22 protein-coding genes are annotated in these 25,606 nt (G+C 54.7%); 7 read left to right on the forward strand and 15 right to left on the reverse strand.

Features of this window, described 5'->3' with window-relative positions:
* Window positions 1–36 precede the first annotated feature (36 nt).
* On the reverse strand, window positions 37–1,335 hold the full coding sequence (locus JMJ04_RS46860) for a hypothetical protein (RefSeq protein WP_236038661.1): 1,299 nt from the start codon (window positions 1,333–1,335) through the stop codon (window positions 37–39).
* A 207-nt stretch (window positions 1,336–1,542) separates the two neighbouring features.
* On the opposite strand from JMJ04_RS46860, the gene JMJ04_RS46865 reads away from it, so the two are divergent.
* Window positions 1,543–1,998 (forward strand): hypothetical protein, encoded by a 456-nt coding sequence (locus JMJ04_RS46865; protein WP_236038603.1) that lies wholly within the window; start codon window positions 1,543–1,545, stop codon window positions 1,996–1,998.
* Window positions 1,999–2,326: 328 nt separating this feature from the next.
* Here the strand turns inward: JMJ04_RS46865 and JMJ04_RS25240 are convergent, their stop codons facing one another.
* The 4 genes from JMJ04_RS25240 to JMJ04_RS25255 all read right to left on the reverse strand — a co-directional run bounded on the left by JMJ04_RS25240 (window position 2,327) and on the right by JMJ04_RS25255 (window position 9,924).
* Window positions 2,327–2,830, reverse strand: coding sequence for a lytic transglycosylase domain-containing protein (locus JMJ04_RS25240; protein WP_201373186.1), 504 nt, complete (start codon window positions 2,828–2,830; stop codon window positions 2,327–2,329).
* A gap of 139 nt (window positions 2,831–2,969) precedes the next feature.
* A complete protein-coding gene (locus JMJ04_RS25245) occupies window positions 2,970–5,282 on the reverse strand; it encodes a DNA polymerase (RefSeq protein ID WP_201373187.1) in 2,313 nt (770 codons plus the stop codon).
* Between the two features lie 178 nt (window positions 5,283–5,460).
* The gene (locus JMJ04_RS25250) at window positions 5,461–8,133 is read right to left on the reverse strand and encodes a bifunctional DNA primase/polymerase (RefSeq protein ID WP_201373188.1); all 2,673 of its coding nucleotides are present in this window, start codon (window positions 8,131–8,133) and stop codon (window positions 5,461–5,463) included.
* Window positions 8,134–8,223: 90 nt separating this feature from the next.
* Entirely contained in the window at window positions 8,224–9,924 is a 1,701-nt protein-coding gene (locus JMJ04_RS25255) for a DEAD/DEAH box helicase (protein WP_201373189.1), read from the reverse strand.
* A gap of 184 nt (window positions 9,925–10,108) precedes the next feature.
* Between JMJ04_RS25255 and JMJ04_RS25260 the strand changes: the two genes are divergently transcribed.
* Both JMJ04_RS25260 and JMJ04_RS25265 read left to right on the forward strand, forming a co-directional pair.
* Window positions 10,109–11,326, forward strand: a complete 1,218-nt coding sequence (locus JMJ04_RS25260; protein WP_201373190.1) for a pentapeptide repeat-containing protein — start codon at window positions 10,109–10,111, stop codon at window positions 11,324–11,326.
* A gap of 277 nt (window positions 11,327–11,603) precedes the next feature.
* The gene (locus JMJ04_RS25265) at window positions 11,604–12,098 is read left to right on the forward strand and encodes a DUF6461 domain-containing protein (RefSeq protein WP_201373191.1); all 495 of its coding nucleotides are present in this window, start codon (window positions 11,604–11,606) and stop codon (window positions 12,096–12,098) included.
* A gap of 51 nt (window positions 12,099–12,149) precedes the next feature.
* On the opposite strand, the gene JMJ04_RS25270 is transcribed toward JMJ04_RS25265, so the two are convergent.
* The 6 genes from JMJ04_RS25270 to JMJ04_RS25295 all read right to left on the reverse strand — a co-directional run bounded on the left by JMJ04_RS25270 (window position 12,150) and on the right by JMJ04_RS25295 (window position 16,382).
* Entirely contained in the window at window positions 12,150–12,971 is an 822-nt protein-coding gene (locus JMJ04_RS25270; RefSeq protein WP_201373192.1) for an SMI1/KNR4 family protein, read from the reverse strand.
* Window positions 12,972–13,040: 69 nt separating this feature from the next.
* Window positions 13,041–13,778: a hypothetical protein gene (locus tag JMJ04_RS25275; protein ID WP_201373193.1), complete on the reverse strand. Its 738-nt coding sequence runs from the start codon at window positions 13,776–13,778 to the stop codon at window positions 13,041–13,043.
* A 95-nt stretch (window positions 13,779–13,873) separates the two neighbouring features.
* Window positions 13,874–14,194 carry a hypothetical protein gene (locus JMJ04_RS25280; RefSeq protein WP_201373194.1) on the reverse strand — a complete coding sequence of 107 codons (321 nt, stop codon included), beginning with the start codon at window positions 14,192–14,194 and terminating at the stop codon, window positions 13,874–13,876.
* Between the two features lie 80 nt (window positions 14,195–14,274).
* A complete protein-coding gene (locus tag JMJ04_RS25285) occupies window positions 14,275–14,772 on the reverse strand; it encodes an NUDIX hydrolase (RefSeq protein WP_201373195.1) in 498 nt (165 codons plus the stop codon).
* A 19-nt stretch (window positions 14,773–14,791) separates the two neighbouring features.
* Window positions 14,792–15,493 carry an RNA polymerase sigma factor gene (locus JMJ04_RS25290; protein WP_201373196.1) on the reverse strand — a complete coding sequence of 234 codons (702 nt, stop codon included), beginning with the start codon at window positions 15,491–15,493 and terminating at the stop codon, window positions 14,792–14,794.
* A 76-nt stretch (window positions 15,494–15,569) separates the two neighbouring features.
* Window positions 15,570–16,382 (reverse strand): hypothetical protein, encoded by an 813-nt coding sequence (locus tag JMJ04_RS25295; RefSeq protein WP_201373197.1) that lies wholly within the window; start codon window positions 16,380–16,382, stop codon window positions 15,570–15,572.
* A 451-nt stretch (window positions 16,383–16,833) separates the two neighbouring features.
* Between JMJ04_RS25295 and JMJ04_RS48865 the strand changes: the two genes are divergently transcribed.
* The 3 genes from JMJ04_RS48865 to JMJ04_RS25310 all read left to right on the forward strand — a co-directional run bounded on the left by JMJ04_RS48865 (window position 16,834) and on the right by JMJ04_RS25310 (window position 19,705).
* Window positions 16,834–17,058, forward strand: coding sequence for an excisionase family DNA-binding protein (locus JMJ04_RS48865; RefSeq protein WP_201373198.1), 225 nt, complete (start codon window positions 16,834–16,836; stop codon window positions 17,056–17,058).
* Between the two features lie 65 nt (window positions 17,059–17,123).
* Window positions 17,124–18,455, forward strand: coding sequence for a helix-turn-helix domain-containing protein (locus JMJ04_RS25305; protein WP_201373199.1), 1,332 nt, complete (start codon window positions 17,124–17,126; stop codon window positions 18,453–18,455).
* 386 nt (window positions 18,456–18,841) lie between these two features.
* The gene (locus tag JMJ04_RS25310; RefSeq protein WP_201373200.1) at window positions 18,842–19,705 is read left to right on the forward strand and encodes an LLM class flavin-dependent oxidoreductase; all 864 of its coding nucleotides are present in this window, start codon (window positions 18,842–18,844) and stop codon (window positions 19,703–19,705) included.
* Window positions 19,706–19,774: 69 nt separating this feature from the next.
* On the opposite strand, the gene JMJ04_RS25315 is transcribed toward JMJ04_RS25310, so the two are convergent.
* The 3 genes from JMJ04_RS25315 to JMJ04_RS25325 form a co-directional block, all read right to left on the reverse strand.
* Window positions 19,775–20,998: a cytochrome P450 family protein gene (locus JMJ04_RS25315; RefSeq protein WP_201373201.1), complete on the reverse strand. Its 1,224-nt coding sequence runs from the start codon at window positions 20,996–20,998 to the stop codon at window positions 19,775–19,777.
* Window positions 20,995–21,690, reverse strand: coding sequence for a TetR/AcrR family transcriptional regulator (locus tag JMJ04_RS25320; protein ID WP_201373202.1), 696 nt, complete (start codon window positions 21,688–21,690; stop codon window positions 20,995–20,997). The genes JMJ04_RS25315 and JMJ04_RS25320 overlap by 4 nt, the downstream gene beginning before the upstream one ends.
* A 193-nt stretch (window positions 21,691–21,883) precedes the next feature.
* Window positions 21,884–22,753, reverse strand: coding sequence for an IS982 family transposase (locus JMJ04_RS25325; protein WP_201372594.1), 870 nt, complete (start codon window positions 22,751–22,753; stop codon window positions 21,884–21,886).
* Window positions 22,754–23,253: 500 nt separating this feature from the next.
* Here JMJ04_RS25325 and JMJ04_RS25330 point away from each other — a divergent pair, with 500 nt between their 5' ends.
* Entirely contained in the window at window positions 23,254–24,630 is a 1,377-nt protein-coding gene (locus tag JMJ04_RS25330; protein ID WP_201373203.1) for a phosphotransferase, read from the forward strand.
* Here JMJ04_RS25330 and JMJ04_RS25335 read toward each other — a convergent pair.
* A complete protein-coding gene (locus tag JMJ04_RS25335) occupies window positions 24,617–25,576 on the reverse strand; it encodes an NADP-dependent oxidoreductase (protein WP_201373204.1) in 960 nt (319 codons plus the stop codon). The two genes, JMJ04_RS25330 and JMJ04_RS25335, sit on opposite strands and share 14 nt — an antisense overlap.
* Between the last annotated feature and the right edge of the window lie 30 nt (window positions 25,577–25,606).

The following is a 25,606-nucleotide window of genomic DNA, read 5'->3' on the forward strand; positions in this document are numbered from 1 at the left end:
CACATGTTGATTTTTCGTATACTTCAAGTATCGAGGTCAACGCATCGATGGCCCGGCAGCGAATTGTCTCGCGGGGTCAGAACCCAGGAGGAAGCCAGGAGGACGCAGGTGGTCAAAACGCACACGCTCTCGTTCCCCATCCGCGTGCCCGATGGCATGCAAGCTCAGGCCCTGCGGCTCCTCGATGCCAGCCGCCTCGCCATCAACCAGATCATCACCACGCTCTGGCCCCAACTCGATGCCTTTGCTGGCGAGAGGGCTGGTCCTGCCTGGAAGCAGGTCGAGCGCCACCTGCTCACCCGCTCTGGTCACGGCAGCCGGCAAGAGCGCTGCGAGATGGAGCAGGCGGGCCGCATCCTGCGCGCGCAGGCCAGCCGCAAGCGCGTCTTCGAGGCGATCGTGCCCCTGCTCTCCGAGGGCTTGATCATCCCCGCCCAAGGCAAGCAGCCCGCCAGAAAAGATCACCGGCAGATCACCGAGCAGGTCAGCACCCTGCGCGCACAGCTGCAGGATGCCGGGGAGGATGCTGAGGCGTTTGTGGCCATGACCAATCTCATGGCACAGGCCTGCAACTGGTACCTGCACACCGGAGCGTTCCCTAGCACCTATGAAGCCCTTCAACCTGTGCCCGTCCTGTCGGTTGGTCACCTGACCTTTGCCGGAGACGACGGCATGAAGGCCGGTCAGACCTATCGGGCACGCATCGAGCTGGCCCCGGGCTGCGATCTCGAGAGCCGGCAAGAGCGACAACTCGCATCGCTCTCGCTGCGACTGCGCACCCCCGATGACCAGGGGAAATGGAGCTGGGGTGCCTGGAGCCAGGCCATCGCGCTGCCCCCTGCCGTCTGCGCGCTCCTCGCGCAAGGGGCTCTCCCCCAGGCGCCGACCTTGAGAGAGATCCGGGGCGACGATGGCAGCCGTGTGGCCGTGCTCGATCTCACCCTGGAGGTATCGGCCAGGTACGTCTCTCCGCTCGAGCAGGAGACGCGCGTGCTGGGCTGGGACTGGGGGGTGCGCTCGCTGATCACGGTCTCGATCCTGCAACCGCCGGAGGAGGGCGACGAGGAGCGGTACCGGCAGGTGAGCCGTCCACTGTTCCTGGATACGGGCGGCATCGATGGCAGGCAGGCGCGCTTGCGAAGGGAGATTGATCGGCTCAAGGCCTGCCGCGATCGCTACGGGCAGCTCGTCAAGGAGGCCCAGGCCGCCCAGCAGGAGCATGGAGCCCCGCTCCCCGCGCATCTTGCGGGCTGGCAGCAGCGCGTCCGGGAGTACGATGCGCGCATCAGCCAGTGCTGGAAGAGCTACGAGCGGAGAAACCGCGAACTGGCGCACCTGGCCTCCAACCTGTTGATCCTACTGGCGCTGCTCTCCGACTGCCGGCTCATCTGCGGAGAAGACCTCAGGACGCTCAAGACGCAGGGGCGTGGCCGTGGGGTGCGGGGACGCTTCCGCAACTGGCGCAACAATAGCACTGTGCGAGGCGAGCTCTGGCGTGTCCTCAAGTACAAGTGCCACCTGTTGGGCATCCGGGCGCGGCAGGTGGAAGCGCGTGGCACGACCCACACCTGTCCTCGCTGTGGTGAGCCGGCCAAGACGTACGCCTCTGCTGCACCAGAGGACCGGAAGAAGGCCGTGGCGTGGGGGCCGATGCTCTGCTGCTCGAACGCCGAGTGCCTGTGGAACGGGGCGAGGGATTACGCGGCGTCGCTCAACATTGCTCGGCTGGGCATGGCCTTTCTCCTCACCTCTCAGCAAACCCGGCGGTACGAGTCGTACCGCATGACCTCTCCGGAGGTCAACTCCTGCTTGTATAGCGGGCAGGAGGCGACGCTGCTGTTGCCGTCGCAGGGGATCACACCCCGCTCGCCTGAGGGCAAACATGTTTACTATGCCGGATGGTCCTACGCCATCGCACTGCGCACCTCTCAGCCCAGAGGGGTGCTCGCCATCCTTTCGACGTCTCAGCTGAGGAAGGACGTGCTCTCGAGTGCGTGAACATCGCATAGTATCCTGTTTTTGCAACGGTAGACTAGCCAATGGAAAGACTCTCATCAGAGAACGTTTCCCTCCATAAGGTTGCAAACTTGAACCAAGAAGAGGGATGCCTGACTGTAGAAAGCGCGCTACGCACGTTATGAGTACATGCGCTGAAAGCGTGAGGTCGCTCGCCACCTCACGCTTTTAGGGAAATTTACCCTTTTATACCATTTCCGCTCATTTTTACTAAATTTTGGTATTTTTCCTGTTGAGGTGAGTGTACGCCTGTATTCCGTCTATTCACTGTTTTGATGATTGAGACGAGTCCACGGAACCGTGAGCCTCCTTAGCATACACGCCTGCTCATGATGAGCCAGATGTAGCGTTGCGTCGATTGCGGGATCTGGCATCCCCATTGCTCTCCACCAACACTGAGCGCGTGGGCCAAGCATCCACCGCCGCAGTTATAGCCAGCCAGGGCTTTGGCGTAGTCCTTCCCGTTGGCCTGATAATATCTCGCCATCAGTTGAGCCGCTGCATGCAGGGCCTGGCGTGGGTCTGCTGGGTCAATCCCCAGCCCCTTGGCTGTCTCAGGCATAAACTGGGCAATACCAATCTCGCCCGATCCTCCACGGGCGTTTGGGTTAAAGCCGGATTCCTGGTTAATCTGGTTCACAAACAGGTCAGGGGGGATACCTGCGGCCGCTGCTTCCTGGCGGGCCATATTCTGGTACGATGTCGCGCTGGAAGAGGTGAGGGCTGCCGAAACGGGTTTGACATTCGTTATGAGGTTCGCAATCACGAGGCCAGCGACGAGGCAAAGGAAGACAATACCAAAGAAACGCTTCATGCGTTTACCCTCCCGCCGGGCCTGCACGTCATGCTATACTACACATGTACATGCCCCGGCATGCTACAACCTGTAGCGGGACGTGTTTGGACGGCTCGGCCCGCTATAGTACAAAACTAACAGTAGCCCTCCTATAGGGCTACTCTTTACGCCAGTAGGTATCAATGAGTACCTCTGGCGCGGGGATATGAACCACCTTGAGAAAATCCCGGCAGGCCTGCACCATCACCTCCTTCATGGCCTGCTCAGCTTCCGCCATACATGACTCTGGACACTCCACTACGATCTCGTCATGTACCGCTAAAATCAGGTGCGCGCCAGGTGGAAGCGATGCATGCAGGAGTGCCAGGGCGCGCTTGAGAATGTCCGCATTCGTCCCCTGAATGGGGTGGTTTTTCGCTGAACGTTCTGCGCTGGCGCGTACCTCTCTGCTCCAGTCCACCGAAGTCGGTATCGATCCGAATGTGCGCCGTCGCCCAGCCAGCGTCACTGCATAGCCTTGCTCTAGTGCCTGCTTCGCGGTAAGTGGGAGCCAGCGCGCAATTCCCCGGTAGGTTTCAAAGTAGGTGCGGATCAAGGATTTTGCCGTCGGGAGGTCGACGCCTGCGCGGTTCGCAAGACCGTTCGCTCCCATCCCGTACGCGAGGCCAAAGTTAATGGTCTTGGCGATTTTGCGCACCGGTACGCCTTTGTAGAGATGCTTTTTTGTGTCGGTCTCAGGCGAGAGATGAAACATCAGCTTCGCGGTCTCAGCGTGCAGGTCCTTGCCTTCGGCGAAGAGGCGGAGCATGGTCTGATCACGCGAGACTTCCGCGAGAATACGCAGCTCGATGTTACTGAGATCCGCCTTGAGGATGCTGTACCCAGGCGGTACCACAAAGCAGCGACGCACCGGTTCTTCCTGGCCTTTTTCCTCTTCCTCAGCCGGGATTTGCTGGAGGTTGGGCTTGCTACAAATGATGCGCCCGGAGACGGCCCCAATCTGAGCGTAGTCGGTACGCAATCGACCGTCGGTGTCGACCATGGCAAGCAGGTTCTCCCCAAAGGAGCTGGCAAACTTGTGCAGCTCCTTCCATTGCAGCAGTGACGCAACCGCCGTATGTTCCTTGGCATAGGGCTCGAGCGTTTCCTCGTCGGTCGCAGTGACGGGAACGCCAAGGGCTCGAAGCGCTGCCAGCAGTTGTGGCGGCGAGGCCAGATTGATAGTTCCCCTCTCTTTCGGTTGTAGTGGCTTTTTATGCGTCGCCTGCCACTGGGCAAGGCCCTTGCGCCGGAAGGGTTCCCAGCTGCTCTGTGCAGGGTTGGCGCGGTAGGCGTCGACCAGGCGTTTCTCCTCCTGGGTAAGGGCGGCCTGGTAGTCGTCACACGCGCGCTGCAATGCAGCACCTAGCGCCTTTCTTAACTCAGGCTCCAGTGCCTGCTGGCGCTCCTGTTTGCGTGCGAGGATGGAGCGCCAGCGCTCGACATCAATGCAAACACCGCGCATCTCCATCGCTGCCAGCGCTGGAACGGCCTCGTTTTCGAGGTGGACGACCCTCGCTAGTTTCAGCTCCTTGATACGGGGTCGTTGGTGCTGCGCAATGGCATAGGGGATTTCAATGTCCTGCACCATGTAGACCAACTGCTCAGCAGGGAAGGGGGCCACCCATTCCGTTGGGCGAGTGTGCAGACCTGGGAACCATGCGCGTGCCTCTTTGGAGACTGGCAGGCGGTAGCGAGCCGCTGACTCGCGCATTCCTGCTCGGTTGAGGCCAACGCCATGGATAAGTTGCTCGGCCAGCATGGTGTCATAGACGCGAGGAAGATGCACCTCAAAATGGGCGGCCAGAAATTTCCAGTCAAATTTGAGGTTATGCCCGATCCAGGTGATGCCATCCTGGTGAAAGAGGTAGTGGAGCACTTCGCGCCACGTGGCCTGCTCTTCAGCGGGAAGACCGTAGTAGGGGCGCATGTCAAGAATGGCAATCTTTCCAGGTCTGCCCAGGGTGATCGCAACCACTCGGTCGAGATGTTCGTGCATACCCGTCGTCTCCAGGTCGACGATGAGGCTCTGATAGGTCTGCGTCCATTCGATAATACCTGCGACATCTTGCAGGAAGAACGGGGCCGAGGTCACACGTACGAGTGCCGGGGAGGCCGCGCACTGTGTACGCGAGGCCTGGTTGCGACAGTCCTCACAGAAGGAGTCTCCCTGGTCGCTGTAGCAGGTTGCGGGCTGCTGGCACCGACAGATGCTACCATTTGGCGTGAAAGGGGAAACAGGGGGCGAGGGAGTCGAAAGATGTGCGATCAGTTCGGCCTTCCTCTGCGCCAGCTGCTCGCATAGCTCGGGCGTGATCATTCCCTTTCTCGGGGCCTCTATTTTGAGACGATCACCCGCAAGTGTGACCTGAATATGTTGCTTTTGAAGCTCTTGAAGAAACGTCGTAAGAGGGTGTGTTTGTGTTTGCATGGTTCACCTCTCTGTTGAGAACAGGCAGCGCGGGGAGTTGTCTGCAACTCCCCGCGCTGCCTGTTCTCAGGTCCGCAATTAGCCGGGATAATAGAATGGCTTTACAAGCCAGGACGTGTGGTTTTTCGTCGAAGAATAGAGGGGCAAATGCGGGGAGTGGCGGGAGTTGTAGCCACTGTTATATATATGTAATATCTTTCTCAGAATTTTGTGTAGATTCGACGGTTACAACTCCCGCCACTCCCCGCATTACTCGCCATTCCCCTGTTTTTTGATGCGCATTCATCTTCCGTTCGAGGCGAAAATTCTCCTCACCAAAGCATGCATCAACCCACTTCTCAAGCGCTCTACCAAGCCGTATACGGAAGCTTTGAGGCTTCTCTTTGAATGCCGTTTGGAGAGTTTCAGGGAGTGACTCAAAAAGAGAAAGATGCTCGCAACTCCCCGCACTTCCTTCAGGCTCTGGATCATCGTCATCTGAGAGGTGAGTTACGATCTTTTTAATAGTGATCCATTCCCCATCAAAGAGATCGTGCCAGGTGCGTAGAAAGCTTTCCCATTGCGCTGAGATCTCGTCAGCTTCCTGATAGAGCTGTTCTAGATTGGAGAGGAAACCGGAGACCCCTGCATATTCAAGAATGCCGCCTACCATAGTGACCCACCCGCTAAATGTTCCCAGAGCCGGTAGATGCACGTAGCGAGGTTTTCCAGCTGCAAACCAGGCACGTGCCAAGGTGAGCAATGCTCCCACTAACTCGGCACGATTTTCTGTCACCCAGGAAAGTAAGTCTTCGTGCTTAAAATCCTTGCGCATGAAGGGGCGAGCCACTTTGGCATCCAGACGGATGCGGTAGCAACGGCGTGCGAGGTCTCCGCCGAGTTTGATATTGTTGCCTGTAGCAAGCCAGGTTGCCCGATGGGGAACCTTTGTCATCTTCGACTGACCAAGAATGCGACCCTTCCAGGTCGTGGAGGTGAGAACGCCGTCAAGATGTTTGGATTGAAGGCGGCCCGTGATATTATCGATGGTAATAATAGTCGAGCCTTCCAGAAGCAAGGATGTGATAGCCTTCTGCAACTCCTCCTCGCTGTCTGACATCGTGAGAATGGCGGCACTGGTACCGGTTGCGATCACGGAGACAACATCGCTGAGTAGGCCCTTCCCCGTTCCCTGTTTGGGGGCATCAATCAGGGCAAGGGGTACATGACGAGCGATAGCCGGGCGCAAGATCGGGGTGAGAAGCAGACCCAGAGCATTCGCTTTGTCTGCTTCGCTCACGTACGGGAATTCTCCGATGGTATCCCAGAGCAGAGCCAGGGCCGCCTCGCGTTCCTGGTGTGTAGGATGAAGCGGCACCTTGCAGACTTTCATGCCAGGAGCCGGTGCATAGTAGAGCGCGGTTATCGAGTCATACCCTGGCATATCAAGAATCGATTCATCCGGGCGAATCACAGGCGTTTCTACGATGGCTGCCAGCGGAGGGAAAGGGAGGTAGGGGGCCTGGGTTTGTCGTGCAAGCGTCTGCTCGGCCAGTTCTTTAGGCGGTGAGATCGGTACCTTCTCGTATGCGCCTTCTTCTCCAGCGACTTTTCTCAGCCGGTAGTAGTTGGCAGTCTGGGTGAGCACCTCCTTGACTTCTGTGACGCCCATCTGGGCAATGATCGGACGTCGCATCTCGTCACGACTGACACGAACCATGCGCGAAGACTGCATGAACAAGGAGGGATTGCGCCGTTCCTGCCGCATAATTGCGTCAATCGCCTGGTCAGTGCGCTCACGTAGTTGCGAGTTGTTGATCAGGATCTCTGGCAGTGGCTTCGGCTCCTCTGGCTCCTCAGGGGTTGCGGTCCCCGTGACCGTCGTTCTCGATCCGTTCCCTCTTCCACCGCCTCGCTGACCACTTGAAGCAGACTGCACACCTTCAAGAGGGGTCCAGGGTTCACGGGCTTCTGAGCCATAGGCACTTCCCAGGCTTGCTAGTGCTTCATCGATGGTATAGGGCTCCACGATGCCTTTGGTATTTGTCTTTGGGGTGTGCTCGACATACTGGCTCATGACCCCCTCCGCCTCGTTGGCAGTATAACCGTTGTCGCGCAGCTGGCACACGAGCCAGAAGCCAGTATCGTTGCGCCCATTCCCCTGCTCATGGATATGTTTGAGCGCACGCTCAAGAAGGGTCGAGGCTGCAATGCGCGTCGTCGATGCCGCGCTGGTCACTTCCTGCCCTCTGGCGGTGCTGGCTGAGACCGGAGGCTGAAGCAGGTTCAGAAAGGCCCTCAGTTCCTCGGGCAAACAGTCGAGAGGGTCAAGCTGAGGATCACGGAGCCAAAGGTAGGGTCCGCTCTCGCTCTCCCCGCAGAAGGCCGCATAGCCTCCATCTGCTCGGATATCCAACCCCGGCCAGCGCGCTCCAAGTTCACGCTTGCTCTTACTGTTGAGAGTGGGAACAGGCCAACCGGGATGCTCAAGGTAGACATGCGCGCCGCCTGAGCCTGTTTGAACGTGTGGGCTGAGTCCCAGCCTATCGCGTGTTTCCTGCCCTGCTTCCCCATCGAAGTCGAGCACAACCAGACGGCTGATTTTGCCAGTGATGACCGCCCACAATTGCGGTGCGTATCGCCGCTCCCAATACTGGATCTCTTTGAGCGAGGCGCACCGCGTTTGATGTATTTTCCACCCCAGCCGCTTGGGCGTTCCATCAGGATAATAGGTTCCTAAGGGAAAGGGGCGCTTGCCAGCATCGAGCGGAAAGACGGACCACCCACGCTGCTCTAATGCATCACGAGCAATCTGGGATGGGACCATCTCAGCCCAGGCCGGGGCTGTGGGGCGCGATGAAGTGAGAAGCATTCGAGACCTTCCTTTCAGACTCGATGAGCGATTGAAGGAGCAAAAGAAGGAGAGCAGGCCATGCGGGACTACTCATATGGGGAATTTGCCTCATGATGTCTTTTGCCTGGATCTGGGGGCCTGTCTGGCGACGCGCTGTTTGGCTTTTGCTTGCTCACGTCTCGCCTTTTCTTGTCCGATCAGATCCGAGGCCTCGCCGCTGGTAATCTCTGGCTGAAAGTCGAGACCATAGTAGCGCAGCGTGGAGAGTTGTTTGAGAGATGCTGGGTACGAGCGCCAAGGCGCATGGCTATCGACCAGCACCCGCTTTTTCTCGTCGGTCTGCAAAAGCCGCGCTTTCATCTCGGCATGGGTCTGGGCCCATTCCAGCGGGGATTCTTTGAGCCAGAGCTGTGGCTTGAAGGTGGGTGCGAGTTTTGCCCAAACCGCATAGTACCCCTCCCTCAACGCGGAAGGGACGAGCGCGATCCGGTGCCTGTGCTCGCCGACTTCGAGGACATACGCCCCACTTGAGAGGCGCTTCCAGTCCATGGGTGCCAGGATATTGACGAGGAGATCGCTCGTGCGCGCCAGCACTTTGGTGGTTCGTTCATTGCTCTCCTTCCCTGGCTCCGATGGAGCTGGAGCCTCAGCCGCTTCGGTGTGAAGGCGATGGCGTGCCTCAGTGATACTCTCCCCATTGCGCATGTCTACACCCAGCGCCTGCTGAAGCAGTTGCGGTTGTAGTCGATGCTTGAGGCAGTTGTCGGTGACATCGAGGATCACACAGTCGCGCTTGCCTGGAGCCAGTCGCGTCCCTCTGCCTATCGCTTGAGTATAGAGCGCACGGGACTTAGTTGGACGGGCCATGATAATACAAGAGGTTGCGGGATGGTCATACCCTTCAGTGAGCACGCTGACATTGCAGAGCACCTCAAGCTCTCCTCGTGCATACGCCTGGAGGATATGCTTGCGCTCTTCTTGAGGCGTGTCGCCGCTGACCACAGCGGCCCGAAATCCCGCCTTCTGGAAGGCTTCGGCCAGGTGGTGGGCGTGCTCGACGGTAACCGCAAAGCAGATGGCCTGCCGATCCTTAGCATGCTCCTGGTAGGCACGCATGATGCGTAGGTTACGCTCGGGGGTATCGACAGCCTCCTCCAGGTCTCTGGTTTTAAAGTCGCCTCCTTGTGTGTGTACACCATCGAGGGAGGTTGTGGTTCGGACTGCAATGGCGCGCAGGTCGCAGAGGTAGCCTTGCTCGACCATCTCAAGGATGGTGGTGGAAAACACCGGCTCCCCAAAGCTGGACTCAATGCGCTGCTTATCGAGCCGGTCAGGGGTTGCGGTCACTGCGAGCACGAACGCGTTGGAGAGGGCTGCAAGCACCGCCTTGTAGCCATCAGAGGTCGCGTGGTGGCCCTCATCGATCACAACCAGCTGGTACCTAAACTGGGAGAGGTTCTTGAGGTGCTCAGGCCTGCTGATCGTTTGGATCGAAGCCACTGTGGTGGGTGCGCCCCACTCATGTCGTCCAGTTCCCACCTGCCCAACGACTGCAGTCGGGTCAGCGAGGCGAAACTTATCCGCCGCCTGTTGGAGCAGCTCCTGACGGTGAGCGATCACCAGGGTCGTGAGACCGAGCCGTCGCGCTACTTCGGTAAAGACGACGGTTTTGCCGCACCCGGTGGGAAGCACCACCAGTGCTTTTCCACCTTCGGGCTGTTCCTGGTACGTATTCAGGACGCGTTGTACACATTCCTCCTGGTAGGGCCGAAGCGTGAGCGCCAGTGGTGGTGACGGTGCTGAAAGCATAGGCAAGGGGTCCTTCCTAGAAAAAGCCCTCCTGCACCTATCAGGAGGGCTCATTACGCTTCTCAATGTCTACTTTTGTTCTCTCGCTTTTATTGCGTTTACTTACTTGATTTGTCGCCCCTTTACGAGTTAAATATCTGTGATGGCTACATTGCTCTAGATGTAAGAGAAGAGGAAAAGTACAGTGAAGCAAAAATTGGCACATTGGTGGGGAAAGCGAAAAATGAGCATCGCTACGATTTTGGGAATCACAGTGTGCGTGGGGTTAGTTGCACTTTCACAATATCAAACGCCCAAGTCTCTTTGGGAATGGATGCAACTCCTTGTCGTACCTCTTGTCCTGGCAGTGGGTGGTTTCTTGCTCAATCACACGACAAGCAAAACTGAACAAGAAAACACCGAAAAACGATACGTAAATGACCAGGAAATAGCCAAAGAACGATATTTGAACGACCAGGCGATCGCGAAGGATAAACAACTGGAAGATTTACTCCAAACTTATTTAGATCGAATGTCCGATCTTTTATTAGAAAAGAATTTGCGCCAATCGGCAGCCGATGCTGAAGTCAGGAATGTTGCCAGGGTAAGAACACTGACTGCATTGAAGCAACTAGATACACCTCGAATAAATTATCTGCTTGCATTCTTACGAGAAGCCAAGCTCGTGACCAGTGAGCGAGGCGCCAGTATTGTCTCTTTACATCAAGCAGATATGAATCGTATGGATTTGAAAGGATTTGATGCCCATAATCTAGATCTGAGCGAAGCAGATCTCAGTGAAGCGAACCTGAGCGGCGCCAATCTTGAGCAAGCCGATTTGAGCGGGGCTCGCCTCAATGAAGCGAACCTGAACATGGCCAGACTCAGTAGATCGAGTATCAGAGGATCTCACCTCTTTAAAGCTCGCCTCAACAGGGCAATACTTGTCGGAGCCGATCTCAGCATGACTGACCTTATAGGAGCAGATCTCTGCCGAGCGGATCTCAGCGGGGCAAGATTGCACAAAACCCACTTCGATGGAGCAGACCTCAGTAACGCTGATTTGAGAGCTGCCAAGCTTGAAGGAGCCTCTTTCTGCCGAGCGAATCTCAGAGACTCTTACCTGAACAAAACCGACCTGAGCGATGCAGATCTTAGCTTCGCAGATCTCAGCAATGCGGATCTGAGCGGAGCGTGTCTCAATGGAGCGAATCTCAGTGGAGCCAATCTGAGCGGGGCGGATCTCAGCAATGCAGGCCTCAGCAATGCAGACCTGAGTGGTGCCAACCTACGTGGGGCGGATCTCAATGGTGCTATTCTCAACGGAGTAGTGCTTCTCGATACAAACATCCAACAGGCATTGCGTGTCTCTAAGGATCAGCTCAGTAAGGTAAGGGTGAATCATGGCCAGCCATCGCAGTAATGCCCTGGAGGGCTAGCATATTCATTTGGAAGCTTGTCCGGTTCAGTATAGTAGCCCCGACCAGTTCCTTCCGCGATGGCTAAGCGGCTAAAGGACAACTGCAAGATCTGAAGAAACCGAAGACTGGCTCACCAGAAAAATGGGTGTGACAAAGAATATCCGAGCAATGAATGGAAAACATGAGGAGGATTGCTGTATGTTTGATAGTCTTTCGCATCTGAACCAGAGATTTTCGCCGTTCTGTGTGACCTTCGCTTGAGGGATAGATGGGCCCGAGATGCTCACCCGCTTCGGAGGAGACCCGTCCCATGCCTGGCCGATCCCCTGTGGAGATCTTGATACGTTCCAAGATCTTGAAGCCTATGAGGATCTCGATATCTGGCAAGATCTCCACGGACCTATTCTTCAGGTAGGACAGTGCGGAAACTGGGCTTTTGCCATTGAATTGATGCATGAGGATCAAAGCATTCGTCCGGAAGTGCTTTGCGCCCTTGCAGCCGGAGCCGTAGCAGTCTCGGTGTACCGTGACGTTAATGCTCTCACACTCTTGAGTTATGCGGAGAATGGAGTGCTCTTGGAACAGTTTGAAGCATCAGATCCGATTCCAGATCGTCTCCAGACAGTGCTTCGCCAGGCAAGAATCGATCCGAATAGCGAGAATCGGAATGCCATCCAACTCATGTCTGCCCTCCTTGAGGCTCTGGGGATTCGCCTGGATGAGGAAGACCTAGCAAAACCGTTGCTCACCGGGATGATGACCCCATTGCCATAAACCTGAGAGGGCTGTCTGTCTAAGGATATTGTTCTTTGGGCGTTCGAGGCTCTAGATCTTTTTCACAGCCCATTCCTGCAGCCAGGAGTTGAAGGGCTTCACTGTCTTCTCTAGTTCATAGTACCCCGGGCGTTCTGAGGCGTACCAGTAACACAAAAAACCATGCTGATCACAGCAAACTTCTACGCAATCGCCCCAGTCGCAAAGCGGGATAATCTGGCGCGGCCAGACCTCTGCAGGGAGAGGAAGGACCTTGGAACCTGATGCCTGTTGTTTCCACTGGTCGGCCTTATAGGCATTCAGATCCACGAGATAATCCTCGGCCCATAGATGAAACTTCACTATTGTCTCTTCGTTATAGAACATCCCCCCATTCGGAAGTGCGGTATAGCGCGTTCCGTACCCTCCAACCGTTCCCCTCAGTCCCGCTGCAGGCCCGAACCCTCCATTGGCGAGAGCGTGATAGAGGGTAGCCAACTCCTTTGGTAGGGGGAAGCCAAGGAGTTCTTCTGTGACCCGAATTTGTTCGGATGTTGCTGGAAGGCACCAAAAACCAGCTAGCGTTGTGTTTCTCGGGCGCAAACCCGTTGGCCCATATCCCGTCACTTGAGCCTTTAACCGAATTTGCTCAATAAGTTGTTCTGTCGTAGGTGTGATATTCATTTGTTGCTCCACAAAATCCTGCAAAGGGAGAGCCAGCCAGTCTGAGACCAGCAATGCAATCGCAATATCCGAGATTTCGGCCCGCTCAATTCGTTGCAAGGTTGCAGCGCTGACGCCAATCTCAGAAGCGGCATCGCGCAAACTCTGCTTCCCTCGCTTCGTTTGGACCATAGCGGCCATTCTCTGCGCATCAAAAACGCTTTTCACCATCCCATCTCCTATGGTGCTTGTTTCTTTAAAGTTACATGTACCATAGGAGAAACAACCTTGTCAAGTCTTTCAAGGATACACCTGGATGACATCCTGAGCCCTCACGTTTATTGGTTTCGTCGTGTTGGGCTTGGGATCGCCAGGTGTATAGGGGCCGTAGAGGTAGTCAGCAGGAGCAAACCCGCTAGGAGAACCGGCCTGAATCTCCCAAACAGAAAGATCGACTGAAACGTTCTCTCCACCTGGCTTCTGCTTGATGAGTTGTTGCAACGTTGTCTGCCAGGCAGGAAACCCCTCATCGCAGGTATCACAGACTCGTACCTGCGAAAACACCACAATATGAATGACGTGAAGGTTTTTGAGTTTGGGGTAAACCTGGTCGGGAAACAGGTTGAATTGTACGTATCTCAGTGATTTCTGCTCACAGTGATTCTTATTGTTCTCCCTGCCGTACCCCTCATAGATCAACCCGGGAAACGTTGCCAGGTTACCCTGTGCATCTTCAAGGACAACGGAGAAATCGCAATAGTTGGCATTACTGCGATTGACTCTCCGATAGGCCTCGGCTTCCTGAGCCAATGCATAGGCTTTTGCCCCGGCATCAAATCCGCCTCCTGGCACACCTTTAAGCCCGCTACTGCCAATGCGAGCGCCGCTATACAACAGGGCCGCCACGACAAGGCCTACAATGAGTATAATGATCCAACAGCCACCAGAACGGTGATGTTGCGCACCGCCAGTACGGAGCTTTTCGCCCTCGTCTTGATCCTGGTCCAGCTCTTCGAATTCCTGGTCTGGAGAAGACATGTTTTTCCCCCTCTTTGTGAGGTGTTAAAACTGTAGTTGCTGATTTGTAGGCATAAAAAAGCCCTTGAACGAAAGTGATCAAGGACAGGTGAAATTTAGGCGTAGATCCAGGGAACCCAGTCCCCGGCGTCATCGACAGGGGTTGCGGCGCTATTGTCGTAACGATGCCCTGTGTACGAGTCGTTAGGAAGCCCATCAAAGTAGTCACACCCCCAGTAGAGTTCCCCTTTAGAATCTTCTTGCACATGGTGCAGATCGCAGCAAGGGCAGTAGATTCGACGACAATGAGAACAAATCATGGTCTGCGCGCCACAGGAAGAGCAGGTTTCCGTATCCTTTGGAAGGGTCACCAGTGGCTCCTCCTTCGGAGCGGTGCCACCTCCAGGTATCGCCCGCTTTGGGAAATGCAGTCGCATCAGTTTTTTTCCTTCTTTTTCTTCAATCCGGCGGTCTTCCACCAGCAGGTATGAGGGTTGCCAAAGCGTTGTAAGAGCCTTCATGAGAGCAAGCCCAAACTCTCGAAGATGACACACCAGACGGGTTCAAGCCCCGGTGCACGCTCCCAGTCATGTGTGTTGATATGACCCGCAGAATAAGCGGCAGTGCGCTCAGCCAATCGTTTCACCGTTTCGAGCGAATACCATCCAAGAGAATGTGCTTCATCGAGGCGGGGAAGCAACGGACCATTGGCATATGCCTGGTAAACATGCCAGTCGTGGTAATTTCCCCCTGGTCTGCAACAAGCAAAGTCCAGGCGGCCGATGTAGACCGATTGCATGGAAAAGATGTGGAGCCCAGTTTCTTCTTCGAGTTTTCTCTGAGCAGCGCGTGGGTACATCTCTCCTGGCTCGACATGCCCAGCTGGGGCCGCGATCCCAAAGGGTGGTCGAGCGTGTTCCTGAAGCAGGAGGGCATGACATTCTGGATGCCAGACCAGTATGCCGACGCTTCTATTGGTGCAAGGAGAAGGCCTCTCAAAAGGGAAGAATTGCATAAGGATGATCACCTCACTTTCATAGCTGTGATGGGGTGACGTGCAGGCTCAGAAGCCTATGGAGGTTCGCAAGCGCCCGCTGCTTATGCTGTTGGACATTTTGCTTACTCCAGGTAAAGCGTCGACTAATGGCCGCCAGCGACTCAGGAGGGCCGTCAATGCCATAGAAATGATGAAGAATGACGGTTTGCTGTGCTGGCGTCAGTCTCGCGATAGCTGCCTGAAGGTGTCGCGTAAGGCTTTGAGATCTCTGAGAGAGGGGCGCCTCTTCCCGCTGTGGGACTGCGATCACATCAGCCAGACATGTCACGCGACCGCTCTCGCGTGAGAGAGGTGCATCCAGGCTCATCATCCGTACTCCGTGTGTTCGCGTATGAGAAGAGGCACTTTTGATCATGGTCAGACGCGCAGCGCCCATCAAGTACGCATATGGATTGGGCTTGCAGAGTGCTTCTGTATAGACTTCGAGCAGGACGACATTCGCTTCTTGTACGAGATCGGGCCCATCGACGGCGTTCTCTGCAAGATGCATCTGTCGTGCAAATCGGTGCGCCATCGCTCGCAACTGAGGTTGCAGAGACATGATTACCGTATCGCGCATGGACGCGCTCATTTCGGCTGGCGGCGTCCTATCAACATCATTGGCGGTACCCTGGGTACTCTCGCGGTGCTCAGTCGTGCAGATCGGCTCTCTTAAGAGCGTGGCAGTATTTTGAGGCATAACGTCTCCTCAGTCGGCTCGCGAGGAGCAACTGCATGCATGATAGACAAAGTACAGGTGAGCAGAGTGAAGAGCGCTAGACAGTCTGGAGGAGGTGTTCAGGCACTCCGATGAGCAGCCGCCAGGTGTGCCGCTGTTCGCGCTTGTTGAAGTATGGGATCGCATTTACCACGCGTTGCCTGGCGTCGCGATGCCAGCGTTGTACCTGGGCGATCAGAGCACAGTTTGTCTTCACCATGAGGTGATGGACCTGCTCCGTGGAGCGATAAAGCCTATCCATGAGGGTATCTATGGCCGCGCAGAGGAAGGCCTGCTGCATATGAAATGCACCGATAGAACGGGTCGAGACTTCGCGCTGTTTCTGGAGAGTATGTGCCTCGGTAGGTGTTCCGGCCGTGATGGCTTCAAGGGCCTCTTGTAAACGTTTCTGTGTGGCTTCCACAGGTAGATCCAGGCGCTGAAGGGCGACGACTGGCTCAGGAGTGGCAGGCTTTTTCTGTTCCCCTGGCTCGATGCGGATGACTGGCTGATTCGCGGCTGCGCGTGCCTCAAGCCGTGCGAGGATCGAGTCGGGATCTGCGCCGTCTAGCCGTTTGTCCCAGGGCGCTGCATAGCGTAGCTGTTCTTCTGTGAAGTAGGCGACAACTGGTTGTGCATGAAGCAGCTGGGGTGTGGCCGCAACTTCAGCTTGATAGAGATCTCCACAGGGCAGGCGACGGAGGACGCGGAGATGGCAGAGACCGTCGTGCGAAGCCTCTTGGCGTAGAGTAAGTGGCGTGAGACCGTCTTCCTCCATCCGAAGAGGACCGTCAGAGAGAATTGCTGCTGGTGCAACACACGGGCTGAAGAGACCAATGCGTTGCGCGAAGGTTCGCGGTGTCGTTGTCATAACAGGCTCCTTCTCTTACTATTAAAGCCAAGTGATAGTTGACACCCGAGCCTGCTTGCGCTACTGTTAGAGCAGGCCCGATGTTAAGAGCATCTGGACTGGAAAGTTTCTCAGGCTTGTGCCAGTCCAGGTGCTGGTTGGGTTCCGAAACCGCTTGTGGTTGCCGCCGCAAGCGGTTTTCTGTTGTGCATATTATGCGGCAGAATTCAGGGTAAATTGGATCTAATACAAATCTTTTACGTATCTTTTGATGCTGCTAGGATATCTATTTGATCCTTCTTTGATCCCTAAAGTCTCCTCGAGAGTTCGTATAAACGAACTAATTAATTTATACCGGATAAACGAACTAATTGTCAAGGGTATTTAGGGTGAATTGGTGATTTATCCAAGAAATGGTATACTTAGAGAACTATAAAGTCTTGTTAAACAAACTAATTGTAGGTGAACGCGTATGTCGCAAAGAATTGGAGGAGATCGTATCCTCATAACCACCCAGGAAGCCAGCGTAGTATCAGGTTTTAGCCGAGAATATATTCAAAGATTGCTACGCAAGGGGCAAGTTGAAGGCTTTAAGACAGGCCATGATTGGCTTGTTTATGAGGATTCCCTCAAGGTATTTCTTGCGACACCGCGTAGAACAGGGCCTAAGGGGCCACGGAAAAGCTCAACCAGTTAAAATCGAAAATGTAATGTGTAGGCCTGGTAGTGGAGTTTGAGTGATGATTTTGGGAGGGATACCCTATGCACCCACTCAAAAAAGCGCGACTGGAACTAGGTTACTCACAGCAAATACTGGCAGACTTTATTCAGGTGGGAATCGCAACAATTAAACGCGCCGAGGCAGGGAAGGCTTTAAGATCTGATAGCATCCATCGTATCTGTAGCTTTTTTAGCGAGCATTATAATCGTCGTGTTCTCCCCAAGGAACTGGGTTTAAATTTTGAAGGAGTAGAGGCGGCAAAGGAGCATAGAACCCACTATGATAGTAGCTCGTATTTAGGTGAAAGAAGCACACCAGCCGAAGGCGAAGAAAGCGAGCAGGACGTGAACAGACGTGAAGCCGCAAAAAAGATAGCGGGTATTATTGGAACAACTCTTGTAGGCACGCAAGCAATAATAACTGCGCCTCCTCCCTGGGAGCGCCTCTCTCAGACTCTGAGAAAACCATCCATAATAGATAGTAGTGCTTTAACGAGCTTGGAACAAATCACCTCAGATTATTGGTCACTGCGTACCAGTCTTGGCTATCAAAACTTGCTCGGTAGCTTCTTGGGTCATCTGGATACAGTTATAGCGCTTCTAAGGAGGCCACAAGCAGCTAGTACTCACGAGCGCTTGTGTGGCATTGCCAGCCTGATCGGGCAACACATTGGGGCGATCTATTTTGATATGAATGATTATTCCAATGCCCAACATTATTACAAAGTCTCCATACAAGCGGCTCAGGAGGCGAATAATCCAGTTATGTGGGCGGTTGGTCTAGGTCGTATGAGTTCATTGCCAATCTACCTTCTAAAACTACTTATCCTTAAGGGTAGTTTAGGCTCAAACGTACTTTTGATGATGAGATTGAAAAGTATAAGCAACCGAACAAACGAACCCCGAAAAGCTGCGTTCAACGAAGCAGAGGGCAGCCACAGTGAGGTTCATGTGGCACGTTTTAATACGCTTTGCCGCTCAGATATTCCCCTCAACATCAAAATGGCAGGTGAGCCTTATTTACCAGCTGGCTCAGGCCTTAAAACAAGCGCTTCAGTGATGTTTGTCGATGTGGAGCAAAAAGCATCGAGGTTGGTGCTGGTCAACCTCGATGCTTTTTGTTTTTTGCTGCTGGTGAGTTCAGGACTCGATGGCCAGGGGCTTTTCTTCACGCTAGTCTTCAAGCACCGCCTTGTGCTGCGCGTGTTTTGCCTGGTGTCCAAGCGCTTCCTCTTCGCTTCTTGTTCGGAAGTCGCATCCTGGGGCACTGCACTTCCACCAGCCTTTGTCGAGCAGATTAAATACCAACACAACCAACAGGATAACCAGAAGTATGGGCAAGGTCGATACTGCAAAGGCGTTCGGGTTGTTTAGTGGGTCCATTCCTCTTCTCTCTCCTTATTCCTGAAAAAAACAAAAGCGAATTCGAGCATGCACATTTACAATTGTACTCGAGTTTACAAGAGACAAGCAGCATTATGTTGAGAGCCGCTTTTCGAGCTGTGACAAGGTAATATTGTGACACCAAATTTGACACCAACGACACCAAACGCAAGAGAATTCCACGTAACACAAGAAGACACAAATATGGAGCAAGAAGATAGATTCATGCCTGTAATCTACAAAAATGCTCCTTACTATGGTGTGGATGGACAGTAAATTTCCGCCTCTTTTGTGCAAATAAGACAGAAGGTGTCATTTTGGCGGGCTATACTGCTTATTACGACCTTGGAACGGATTAGTCTGAAAGGAGTCGGTTTATGCGGTATGGTCTTTCGCTCCCAAATGGTGGCGTATGCGGGGATGCACGGGTGCTGGCAGAGTTGGGATGCCTGGCGGAAGAAGCAGGCTGGGATGGAGTGTTCGTCGAGGATTATATTGTGCATCAGAGTGATGGAGCGGTGCCAACTTGTGATCCCTGGATCGCGATGGCAGCGATGGCCATCGGCACGAAACATATACGCCTGGGAACGTCAGTGACGCCATTAAGCAGGAGGCGGCCATGGAAGGTGGCACGCGAGGCGCTGGCACTGGATCAACTGTCAAATGGACGCTTTATTCTAGGGGTAGGTTCAGGCGACGCGGGGGAGGCCGGTTTTACTCGGGTCAATGAAGCGAGCGATGCTAAAGAGCGCGCGAAGATGCTAGACGAGGCGCTGGATGTCATAGTGGGGTTGTGGAGCGGCGACCCCTTCAGCTATGAGGGGCAGTATTACCAGGTGCGAGAAATGACCTTCCTGCCAACTTCAGTGCAGAAACCACGCATCCCCATCCTGGTCGGAGGAGGCTGGCCACTAAAGGGGCCATCACTCCGGGCGGCACGCTATGAGGGATGCTGCCTCTACAAACAACATGAGCCGGGGGGAGATGACAGTGACTGGACACCAGATGAGGTGCGTACACTCAAGGAGTTTATCGAGAACCATCGCAGCGAAGAGCAGAGAGGCAAGCCCTACGAGATCAAACTTGGAGGACGCAGTCGTTCAGCAGACTGGGAGCATGATCGCACCCTGATGAAATCCCTGGCCGATGCGGGAGTTACCTGGTGGGTAGAGTACATACCCGCTGGTAATCTGGAGACCATGCGCGAGGGCGTATTACGCGGGCCACTGCGGGTTGTGTAGTGCGCTACTGACGTACGCGCCTACGCTGGCTGGCAGGAGTAGCCGCGTACGCCAGTAGCGGGCTCCACCTTAGAACGTGACCGGCAGGGCCGCGAGGGCGCGCAGGGAACCAGCATCCTTGTAGGCGACCTGCTCTGGGAGCACTGCCAGGCGTAGGTTGGGCAGGCGGCGGAGCAGGGTGCCGATGGCGATCTGGCCCTCCAGGCGAGCCAGGGGCGCTCCCAGGCAGAAGTGAATGCCTTTGCCAAAGGCCAGGTGCTGGTTTTCCTGGCGCAGGGTATTCAAGACTTCGGGGTCCGCGAATTCCTGGGGATCGGTGTTAGCCCCAAGCAGGGCGCAGCGCACCATCTCGCCTCGGCGGATTACCTGGCCATGCAACACGATGTCTTCCAAGGCCCAGCGCGGAGCGGTAAGGCTTACAGGAGTAGTATAGCGTAAAAGCTCCTCGATGGCCGAGGGAAGCAAGCCAGGATCGCTTCGCAGAAGCTCTAGCTGGTCGGTATGCTCTAAGAGGGCCAGCGTACCGTTGCCAAGCAGGTTCACCGTTGTCTCGTGTCCAGCCGTCAGCAGGAGAAAGATCATGGCAATGAGTTCATTCTCGCTCAGTTTGTCGCCTTGCTCTTCAACCTGAATAAGATCACTTGTCAAGCTGTTGTCTGGATGTTTTCTCTTTGTAGCTATCAGTGCTTTGACATAGTTGATGAACTCTGCCTCGGCGGCCCGGCCTGCGGCCTGTTTCTCGGACGAAAGCGTGGCACCCTGGCTCTGCACGATGGTCTGGGTCCAGGTACGAAACTGCTGGCGGTCTTCCGATGGGACGCCCAGCATTTCCGAGATAACGATAATGGGCAGCGGAAAGGCAAAGTTGGCGACCAGGTCCATCTCTCCCTGCTCCTGAACGGCGTCGAGCAAGTCATCTGCGATCTGCTGGATACGTGGGCGCAACTGCTCGATCATGCGCGGGGTAAAGGCTTTGGAGACCAGAGTGCGCAGGCGGCTATGGTCTGGAAGATCCGTGTTGAGCAGGTGCCGCATGCCAGCGAGGGGCACATAGCGCTCAGCACTTCCTCCACCGAGACTCTGTTCATGCTCTGGGGGTAGAAGCTTCTGCATGTCTATGGTCAGGCGCGGATCTTTCAAAAGCGCGATGATGTCCTCATAGGTGGTCGCCAGCCACATATCCTGCCCCATCCAGTTCCAGCGGGTGAGGGGTCCCTGCTCGCGCAGGCGCGCATAGGCTGGATAGGGATTATGTTTTTGCGCGAAAACGTCCTGTAATGTGATTTCTGTCATCTTGATTCCATTCCTTTCTCGGGCCGCGACTCTGTGGGATCGGCCATCATACCGGCGACCACAAAAGCTACGATATACTCGCGAGCGCGTTCCAGGCCTGCGCGCGATGAGAGATCCTCTCCTGGTAATAGCGTCTTATATAAAGGTAGAGAGGAGAGATAGGTCAGGCATAACTGCGTGATTGTCGACAACTGGATCGCGGGCAGATAGTCTGACCTGAGCAGTCCCGCACTACGCGCCTTATGAAAGAGGCGCTCAAACTGGTCAAGATCTTCATGAGGGAATTGTGAGGCAATCTGGGTATAAATCTGCCAGCCCTCAGCCATCTCCCAGGTCATGATACGCACAAAGCGTGGATGCTCAAGCAGGTAATCGAAAAGAGCATAGAGCATGGATGTAAGGAAAGATTTGAACTGCTGAGCCTGGAGGATGAGGGGTTCTTCCGCCAGCAGGGGCGCGAAGATGCGAGCCAGGAGGGTATTCGATTCCTGATCGGCCCGCTTAAGCACCTCGGTATAGAGGCCAAGCTTATCGCCAAAGTAGCGAAAGATCAGCTTCTTATCATAGCCCGAGGCATGGGCAATTACGTCGACGCGCGCACCATCAAAGCCATGTTCTGCGAAAACGCTCTCCGCCGCCGCCAGAATAGCCTCGCGGCTGGCCTCTCCCCGTCTCTTGCCAGCTTCAGTCATACCAGATTTCTCCTCACAAATGTCACCAATTAGTGACGTCACTAACTAGTGACAATAGTACACGGAAATGCAGGGAGATGTCAAGGGGAAAAGAAGGTAGCGACAGGAACGCGCTCTACACACTTGTATGTAACCCAGCTTGCCTGTATGATTGAAGATGTATTTAACGTGAGTTCTGGATAAGCCAAGGCAATCAAGCAGCCAGAAGAGCGTGTTCATCGAGGTGCAAACCCGGCTTTTTCTCTTGATGAGAGTAGGCAATGAGTCCAGCGATCAAATGGATGACAAAATTGGTCGGGCTGCGATGGCGAGAATGCTCAATCTGGGAAATGTTCTTGAGTTGATCGATAATCGATTCAATAATCGCTCGTTTGCGGAGCAAGAGCTTGTCAGAAAGATGCATGAGGCAATCTTTCATGTTTTTACGCAATCTGGTGATGAGCTGTAATCCTTGTTCAAAAAGCCATAGGGTCAGAGGAGCGGAAATGTAGCCGCGATCTCCAAACAATTTGCCGCGCAGCTTTTTCACCAGAGTGGGAACAGGAGCGCGATCATCGACATTGCCAGGCGTGAGGCAACAAGCCAGCAACTCGCCGCGATCATTCACTGCCAGGTGCAGCTTGAACCCGTAAAACCATCCTGTACTGGTTTTTCCACGCTTAGCATCGGCGGCGAAGACGCGATGCTGACTGATCCGTTTGGGGTCGCAGACTTCCAACGACGTCGAATCAATGAAGCTGATGCCTGTGCAAGCTCCATAGCACCTTTGCAAGTACGCTAACAGTGGAACTTGCACTGAGGGAATGAGAGCCACAAAGCGCTGATAACTCACCAGGTGAGGAAATTCACTCGTCAGATGAACCTGGACATGTTGCGTGTAATAGGATTTAAAGGTGCGATACCGGGACTGATGAAAATGGATGAGAATAGTCATGATTTCGCTTGGCCAAAGTTGGCCCGCACGTGCTCGTTGTTTACTTGCTGCCAGTTGGCTCGCTTGCAGTTGTGGGGCAAAGCTCATCACAAAATCATCGACAGCGCAAAACAATTCGAGTACACTCATGTCTAGATCCCTCCGATGGTGGAATAGAAGCCCTTCATCTAACTCCTATTCTCGCCCATCGGAAGGGGTTTGCTTATCCAGAACTCACGTTATTTAGCAAATCTTTTGCGGCATACATATCTTGAGGCGCTCATGGATTCAACAGAACGTGCAAAGTTAGATAGAAGAATAATAGTAAGCGGCAAAATCTCTTCACTTCAGCCCTTGGTTTTTCACTTATGATAATAGGTATGGTCATCATCGCTATCCAGGCCTCGTTCAACCTGGAGCAAGCGCTACGTTTCCCAATCACAATTACTTTGGCGTGTATTGGCATGAACCTGATACTTGTAGCTTATATGAAGGATAAAGGAGTTTGATAAAATCATGGTATCAATGGGGGCTGCACTCACAGGCGATTAATCGCCTGTGAGTGCTAAAGCGGGTCCCTACCAGCCTGGGAACCATCTCGCGAAAGGGGCCGTATAGTTTTCTTGTAGATTGGAGGTATAAACTGGTATATGCCAGAAGCGGCACGCTATACGTTCAATATGGCGGGTATTATCATGCATCCTGTGAGAATGCGAGTACTCTTGCGGGCTGTGCAGGGTGGCTGGATGCTGCCCCAGGTGGAGTGGCAGGCAGACGAGTATAGTTCGTGGAAAGAGGTCGCCCGCTTTAATCGTGAGATGCAGGGCTTGCTTGCTGTGGGTTTGTCGACGGTCCGCTGCCTGGGCGAGGACTTTGAGCGCGCGACAATGCGCTTTAGCCGGGTCTATGTCATGGAACTACACTCGTCCCATGATAATCTTCCGGCGGATACCTGCTGGATGGATGTTGAAGCCTTGAAAGAGATTATGATCACGCCGGCGGAGCATCTTGTATGGCTGGAAGAATGGTTGGTAAAGCGGGACGAAGAGGAGCGCACTCCCTGGTATCATCCTGGCTGGTTGTCGAGGGCTGAGGACTGGATTGAGCAAGCATTGGCGAAACTGGAGGTCCAGCCCATAGTCTCAATAGAGCAGATAGGCGTGGCGGAACGCGGCTGCCTGCTGCGAGTGCAGGCAGCGGAAAACAACACTTTTTATTTTAAGGCCCTGCCTGCGTTCTTCCGACATGAGCTTACGCTGCTACAACACCTGGCACGATACCGGGTAGGGTGTATGCCAGCGCTTGTGACCGTGGATGAGCGTGAACGCTGGCTCTTGATGCATGACTTTGGCGATAGACATCTGGACCAGAGCCTGGACCTGGCGGATTGGCAGGAGGCGCTGCGCCGCTATGCCATATTACAGATTGATCACAGCACACAGGTGGAGCAACTGGAGGAGCTGGGGTGTCCACGCCTCCCACTGGCGACTTTGTCAGAGCAGCTTGGGCACTTGCTCGCAAATGAGCAGTCGCTGTTATTTGACACTCCTACGGCCCTTTCGCTGGAGCAGGTAAGGCGACTGTATGACGCACTACCACTTATACGCTCACTCTGCCAGAAGTTAGCCAGCTATGCGCTCCCAGAGACCCTTGAGCATGGCGACCTGCACGCGCAGAATATCGTTCTGAGCGAGGGCGACTACCTGTATTACGATTGGACTGATAGTTGTATCGCCCACCCCTTCTTTAGCCTGTACCCTTTCCTGCTCGACATTGAGGCCCGCTGGCCCAAGGCCCGGACTTGCCTGCGTGGGGCCTATCTTCAGCCCTGGGAACGCTATGCCACGCGCGAACAACTGGTAGAGGCCTTCGAGCTGGCGCAACGACTGGCACCCCTGTACCTGGCTATGCTCTACGCGACACTTATCATTCCTCATATGAAGGCCAGGTGGGAGATGCAGCACGGCATCCCCCTTAACCTCAAAGTGCTGCTAGACCGCCTGCGTGAGGATGTTACTCAACGGTGAGCGCAAGCTTGCCACGCACATGTCCACCTTCGCTCAGGGTATGAGCCTGGCCTGCATCCTTGAGCGGGAAGGTGGCATCGAGATGTGTTCTGAGCTGACCAGCATCCGCCAGTTCGGCCATCTGAGCTAGGTGCTCTCCCGAGGTATGCACAAAGGTCAGTACAAAGGTCACGCCATACTGGGGAGCCAGCTCCTCGCCAACCGCTTTGACACCTTTGTGACCCGGGAGAGACACTACAATCCCACCCCGTTTGACGACCTTGAACGAGTCTCTGAGCACATCTTCGCCAATCGCATCCAGCACAACATCGACATCTTTTACGGCCTCTGCCAGGGATTCCCGCGTATAGTCGATGACGACATCGGCACCCAGTTCACGCACGAACTCCACGTTGCGCGTGGACGTGGTCGTAATAACCCGCGCCCCTCTCCATTTCGCGAGCTGGATGGCATAATGACCAACGCCACCAGCTCCACCAGTAATAAGAATAGTCTGTCCGGCTTGCAAGTGGGCTACCTCGAACAGCGATTGCCAGGCCGTCAACCCGGCCAGGGGAATACCAGCGGCCTCCGCGTGACTCAAGCTGCGCGGCTTAAGGGCAAGATCCGCCACCGGCGCAGTAATATACTCGCTATAGGCCTTCGCTTCATGGGGAAAGCGCGGCATTCCATAGACCTCGTCGCCAACTGCGAACTGTGTCACGCCCTCGCCCAGCCCGACGACCTCACCGGAGACGTCCCACCCTACGACATAAGGCAAAACCGACGTACCTGTGCTCAGGATTAAGCCATGCGCGCGTGAGACATAATCCACTGGATTTATGCCAGCGGCTCGTACCCGCACCAGGATTTCACCCTTTTGCAGCACTGGTCGCTCAACATCTTCGTATGTCAAGACGTTAACATTACCTGGTGTATATATCTGAACAGTTTTCATGGTAGCCATCGTATTATCATTCTCCTTGTTTTCTTCATG

Source organism: Ktedonobacter robiniae, from assembly GCF_016587375.1.
GTDB lineage: Bacteria > Chloroflexota > Ktedonobacteria > Ktedonobacterales > Ktedonobacteraceae > Ktedonobacter > Ktedonobacter robiniae.